The 2,109-nt window shown below is 69.0% G+C and carries 3 protein-coding genes; 1 reads left to right on the top strand and 2 read right to left on the bottom strand.

Translation table 11 applies throughout. From position 1 onward, the window contains the following. Nucleotides 1-439: 439 nt before the first annotated feature. Nucleotides 440-1,009 carry a GNAT family N-acetyltransferase gene (locus Q0741_RS13090; RefSeq protein ID WP_298233645.1) on the top strand — a complete coding sequence of 190 codons (570 nt, stop codon included), beginning with the start codon at nucleotides 440-442 and terminating at the stop codon, nucleotides 1,007-1,009. Between the two features lie 25 nt (nucleotides 1,010-1,034). Here Q0741_RS13090 and Q0741_RS13085 read toward each other — a convergent pair whose 3' ends face one another. Beyond that, nucleotides 1,035-1,517, bottom strand: a complete 483-nt coding sequence (locus Q0741_RS13085; RefSeq protein WP_298233644.1) for a hypothetical protein — start codon at nucleotides 1,515-1,517, stop codon at nucleotides 1,035-1,037. Between the two features lie 67 nt (nucleotides 1,518-1,584). Then, the gene (locus Q0741_RS13080) at nucleotides 1,585-1,902 is read right to left on the bottom strand and encodes a hypothetical protein (protein WP_298233643.1); all 318 of its coding nucleotides are present in this window, start codon (nucleotides 1,900-1,902) and stop codon (nucleotides 1,585-1,587) included. Between the last annotated feature and the right edge of the window lie 207 nt (nucleotides 1,903-2,109).

Raw genomic sequence — 2,109 nt, 5'->3', positions numbered from 1 at the left:
AGGCACCCGCGCCCACGACGATCGCATCGAACTTTTCCTTGGCGTGCTTGGCCATTGTCGGGTTCTCCTCTGATCCGCACCAGCGCAACATCCGTTGCATGCAGTCCTTCGCATGGAACGTGCCAGGACGGTCGCATGCGAAAAATGCCTGTGCCACGGGCATTCCGGCGTGGTGGCACTGTGGCGGGCGGCTTTTGCCTGGGCCCAACAACGACAACCCTGTCGGCTTTGTCGCATGTGCGACGCGGCACCGCGAGGCAGCGGCCCGCGGCGGCCGCTGGCACTGCGCATGCATGCGGGCGGCGACTGCCACAACGGACGAGTCCACGACGATGAACCTTTTCACCGGCAACGCTTCCGACGAGTTCTTTGGCGGCGAGGTCCCGGCCCCGGTGCGGGAACAGCTGCACCAGGCGGCCGAGGCCGCCCGGATCGCACGGTGAGCACGCTGGGCATGTCGCTGGCGCGCGAGCTGCGCACGCCGCGGCTGCTGCTGCGCGACCCGCGGCCGGGTGACGCGGCGCTGGTGTTCGAACGCTGGGCGCGGGATGCCGAGGTGCTGCGCTATCTCGGGTGGCGAGCGCATGGCGACGCCGGCGCCACCCGCCGCATGCTGGACTGGGAAAGCGCCCGCTGGCTCAAGCGCAGCGCTTGCACCTGGCTGATGGTTCATGGCGACGATGGGCCCGTGGGGCAGGCGCAGCTGGTGGCGCAGTCCTTCGAATCGCCGGTGTTCCACTGGCGGCTGGGCTACCTGCTGGCGCGCTCGCACCAGGGCCGGGGCCTGATGCGCGAGGCCGTCGCCGCGGTGCTGGACCATGCCTTCACCCAGCCCGCGCTCTGGCGGGTGGATGCCTTGTGCGACGTGGACAACGCCGCATCGGCACGGTTGCTGCAGGCGCTGGGGATGCGCCCCGAGGGGTTGTTGAGGGCGCACACGCTGCACCCCAACGTGAGCGAGGCGCCGCGCGACGTGTGGGTGTACGCGCGAACGCGCGAGGCAGCTTGAGCGCCTTGCGCCGTGCGTGGTGATCTCAAAGATCGTCCGCCAGCACTTCCGTGGCAATCAGTTGCGCGCGCAGCGCCCAGCGCGCACGCCAGCCGGAGCCGGCCCAGGTCGGATCTTCCGCGCGCTCGAAAGCCGCGGTGGCTTCCGATTCGCTCCAGTAGATGCGGAAATCGCCGCGGGCGCGCAGGGCGGCCTCGCTGGCCTGTTCCGGCGACACCGGCGTCTCGCGGTAGGTGCCGGGCTCCTGCAGATGGTCGGCACGGTACAGCGGCGTGTCCCAGCCGTACTCCTCGCCCATCGCGCAGATGCCGGGGAACTTATCGCTCACGTCCGGCATCTCGGGCGTGGCATCGAACATCTCCAGCAGCTCGCGCGGACTCGCGCAGTCGTGGATCTCCCACTCCTGCAGCGGATCTGCCGCCGCCACCTTGCGCAGCAGGTCGCCGCCGTCATATGCAAACCAGCACCGGGGCTCGGCCTGTTTGGGAATCTCGAGAACGAAAATCATGGCTGGGCCTCCAGCTTCTGCTTGCCGGCCTACCCGAGGGCGGTTGCGCGCTCGGGCAGGGCAGGTATCACTCGGCGCCCTCGGCGAAGGCCTTCTGCCATGCGCCCTTGCGCAGCCGTTCGTTGATGGCGTGCTGGGAGCCGTCGAACTTGTCGTTGGCGCGGCGCAGCGCGGCCTGTGCCACGGAGGCCTCGGCCATCGTCAGCGGAATGCGGCCGGCCACGTGCGTGGCCTTGGGCACCACCCGCAGGATCGCCTGGCGGTTCGGATGCTCCTCGATGACGACCAGGGTGTCGGTCTCGGGCTGGCCTTCCAGGCAGACGTAGCGTCCGATCACTTCGACCTTGCGGCCATCGAGCGTGGTCTTGATATGCACGGGTGTCATCGCAACCTCTCTCACGGAATCACGGACTGGGCGCCAGGCTTGGCATGGCCGGCCTGAGCGCCTTTTGAATCGTGCCCTCGCCGCCGCGCAGCGGCGGGCGAGTTTCCCCTGCCCCTCTCCTGCTGGCGCGGGCGAGGGGCACTGCACCGCTGGATCAGCGGATGATGTCGTAGCTGTAGTCGGTCTTGCCAGGGACGATGGTGTTGG

The organism is uncultured Azohydromonas sp., from assembly GCF_937926365.1.
Classification (GTDB): Bacteria; Pseudomonadota; Gammaproteobacteria; order Burkholderiales; family Burkholderiaceae_C; genus Azohydromonas.
Note: the sequence above shows the minus strand (reverse complement) of the source record. Positions and strands in the feature narration are given on the sequence as shown.